This is a genomic window from Actibacterium sp., from assembly GCF_041584535.1.
GTDB lineage: Bacteria > Pseudomonadota > Alphaproteobacteria > Rhodobacterales > Rhodobacteraceae > Actibacterium_D.
Window position 1 is genome coordinate 1 of the sequence record NZ_JBFHDW010000282.1, and the last position, 3344, is coordinate 3344.

The window sequence follows — 3344 nt, forward strand, 5'->3', positions numbered from 1 at the left end:
ATTACCTTGTTGGGGGCCAGTCACCGCTGGCCACCGTCTGACCCGTCCGCACGGGTGAACCTCGAACAACTGATCGTTCGGTTTTTCAAAAATCAACTAGTCCAAGGCCCCGCAACCGCACCCCGAATGGGCGCTGCGGGCGCCTGAGTTCCACTATAGCCGGAGAGTTATTGCATGACTGTCGATACCACCTACGAGCCGTATTCCGAAGACGAAGGCTACATTTCCGCCAACGAGGCGCTGATGGCCACGCTGGACCTGTCCGATGTGCGCCGCGTTGCCGATCTGGCCTGTGGCACCGGCCTGATGAGCCAGCAATTGCTTAAGCGCAAACCCAATCTGGCGATTTGCGGCATCGACCTTGATGCGGCTCAGATTGAGATCGCTGGCCGCAAATATGCCGGTATGGGCGTTCCGGTCGGGTCGCTGGAAGACTGGCGCGCCGCGGGCGAGGCCGAATCCGGCGCCGTGCATCTGCGGGTGCAAAGCGCGATGGAACTGCCGTTCGCCGATGACGAGATCGACCTTGTGGTGATCGGCAACGCCATTCACATGATGCCGAACAAGCAGGACTTTGTGAAAGAGGTCGCACGGGTTCTGCGCCCGGGCGGCCATCTGGTGTTCAACTCGGTGTTTTATGTCGGCACCTTCCCGCCGGGCTCGGAAGCGGTATTTACCGAATGGATGAAAGAGGCGACGCTGGTGCTGTTCGAAATGAACGATGCCCGCAAGGCCGCCGGTCAGGCTCCGATCCCGCGTCAGCGCGGCAAGGGCACCAAGGCGTTCTCGAAAGGCTGGCTTAGCGCCGAAGAATGGGCGGCGATGCTGGAAGATGCCGGTTTTGACATCACTCGCGTCAATCATCGCAACGTTCCGATCTCGCGTGAGGGTCTGGCGCTGGTCGGTGCTTATGGTGGGCTTGCCGAGGTTCTGATGAGCGGGTATCCCGTGGATATTGCCAGCACCTGCCTGCAAGAGGCAGCCGGGCGGGCATTTGATAACCTCGGGATCACCGAGGTGCCGCGTAACTGGTTGGAAATGACCGCCAGACGCACCTGAATTATCGCGCCTCCGGCCAAGCGGTCCGAGGCGCACCGAACACCGCCTTGCCCCGCAAGGATGAATTGCTGTCGAAGAAAGGATTAACTCGACATGACCACCCGTCAGGATTTGGAAAAAACCGTCATTGCCGTTCTTGAGGAAACCGTTCAGGACTGGGAGCTTGAGCTGGAAGCAGGTCTGGAATCCGCCACCCGCCTGATCGAAGACCTGGCTTTTGAATCGATTGACGTCGTTCAATTCGCCGTGGCTTTGGAGCAGGCGCTGGACCGCAAGGGTCTGCCGTTTGAACAGCTGTTCATTCAGGAAGGCAACTATGTCGACGACGTGACCGTCGCGCAGGTTGTCGATTTCCTGGCCGGTCAGATCGCCGTTACGGCCTGAGCCGACCAGAAAAAATTCGGGGCGGCCGAAGCCGCGTTATGGGATCCACGACCAGACTTCGATCTGGAAGAAGCGCACGATCCGGCGCAGGAACGCCTCCCATACACGCATTTCGGCCCCCTCGACCTTGGCATAGCCGGTCATCGACGACCGCAGCAGCCCGTCTGAATTATCAAACACCGCCTCGACCCGGACCACGCGTCCGTATTGCCGTTCCTCGGCCGAAGGCGCGATGGCGCTGACGGCGCCAAGGATCTGGGCGCTGCTTTGGCCATAAGCCTTGAAGCGCACCGGATCACCGACCTGCAACAGCGCAATATCGGCCTCGGGCACTGCGATTTCGGCATGGACCCGGTCGACGGTCTCGATCTCCAGCAGGGTGTGGCCGGTTTCCAGATACTGGCCATACATCAGCTGGATGTTCTTGGTGACCACCCGGCCGCGCGTCGGGGCCAGAATGCGGGTCCGTTCCAATTCGCCCTTCTGATACTCAAGCTGGATTTCCAGCCGTTTGACATCGGCTTCGGCGACAAGGATCTGTTCGCGGGTTGCGCCGCTCATCACCAGATCAAGCTGGGCCTGCGCCACAGCCAGATCCGAGCTGCGCGCATCCAGCTCCGACTTGGCCTTTTCCCAATCGCGCTGAGTTACCGTGCCGGTTTTCAGCAGTTCGGCGTTGCGCTCGGCCTCGGCTGTGGCAAAGGCCAGCTCGGTCTGAGCACTTTCGACGCGGCGGCGGGACAGTTCGATTTCCTCCGGCTTGGCCCCGGCGTTAAGCTGTGCCAGCTCGGCGCGGGCCTTTTCCAGCGAGCTTTCAGTGACCGCGATATCGGATTCCTCTTTCCACGAGGAAAGCTGTGCAATCATCTGGCCCGGTTCGACCAGATCGCCTTCGTTCACATAGATCTGCACGATCTCGCCATTGTTGCGGGCAACGGCATGGCTGCGGGTGCTGGGCAGGATTTCAACCGTGCCGCCCGCCTCGTAATGATAGGGCAGAAAGGCCAGACCCAGCAGCACGACGCCGATCACCGCCCACAACACCTGAGCCTTGCTGAGAAGGCTGGTATCGGTCTCGGGCTGAAGCTCGGCCTCGGGCTGGGGTTGAAGCAACCCGCCCATCAAACCCGCCGCGCCGGTGGCACGACCGCCAGTGGCCCGCATCGAAATCAGGTTCAGCAGGAAAGACGCGAACAGCGCCAGAAACACCGTGACGCCCAAGCCGCCAAGCTGACGCTCAAAGGCGATGGCGGCATAGGTCGTCATCCCGCCCAACAGGGCGCAGACCGACAGAACGATCGAGATCGCAAAGAACACCAGCGGCTTGGCGTCGGATTTGTCGATGAACGGCGGCAACGGTTTGCCGCTCAGGCGCTGGCGTGCCACGATCGCGGTCTTTTCGATCAGCGCCGGATCGCCGTAATAAGTGGTCAGCCAGCGCAGCCCGTCGCCGGGGATCAGCGGCAGCGACGAAAACAGGAACATCGTCATGCCGAACTGGCTGATGATCAGCGCCAGTTCCGGCAGCCAAGTGCCGCCATCGCGATACATCGCCCAGACCACGATACCGCCCGCAAACAGCGACAAACGGCTGAGCAGGGGGGCGCCATACGCCCAAAGCTGGCCGCGCCGGTCCAGAGACCTGATTTGCGTCACGTCGATAAAGAACCGTGGCACAACGCCCAGCGACAGACGGATTCCGAACTCCTTAACCTCGCCCCCGGCGCTGGAAATCGCCACGCCCTGCGCCAGTCGGGACACAAGGTTGACGGTCACCAGACCGATCAGCATCCGGGTGACGGTCAGATAGCTGCCCAGCAGCACCAAGATGTCGCGCGAATAGTCGGCCCAGTTCTGAAACAGCGTCATGCCCGCCAACAGCACCAGCGGCGCAATCATCC

Annotated in this window: 3 protein-coding genes; 2 read left to right on the forward strand and 1 reads right to left on the reverse strand. The window is 61.2% G+C overall.

All coding sequences use genetic code 11. The features are described 5' to 3' along the window. Positions 1 to 174 precede the first annotated feature (174 nt). Both ABYW26_RS12325 and ABYW26_RS12330 read left to right on the forward strand, forming a co-directional pair. Positions 175 to 1059: a class I SAM-dependent methyltransferase gene (locus ABYW26_RS12325; protein ID WP_372605196.1), complete on the forward strand. Its 885-nt coding sequence runs from the start codon at positions 175 to 177 to the stop codon at positions 1057 to 1059. A gap of 93 nt (positions 1060 to 1152) precedes the next feature. Next, positions 1153 to 1443, forward strand: coding sequence for an acyl carrier protein (locus ABYW26_RS12330; RefSeq protein ID WP_372605197.1), 291 nt, complete (start codon positions 1153 to 1155; stop codon positions 1441 to 1443). 36 nt (positions 1444 to 1479) lie between these two features. Here the strand turns inward: ABYW26_RS12330 and ABYW26_RS12335 are convergent. Next, the coding region (locus tag ABYW26_RS12335; protein WP_372605199.1) for an HlyD family secretion protein at positions 1480 to 3344 on the reverse strand (1865 nt) is incomplete at its 5' end.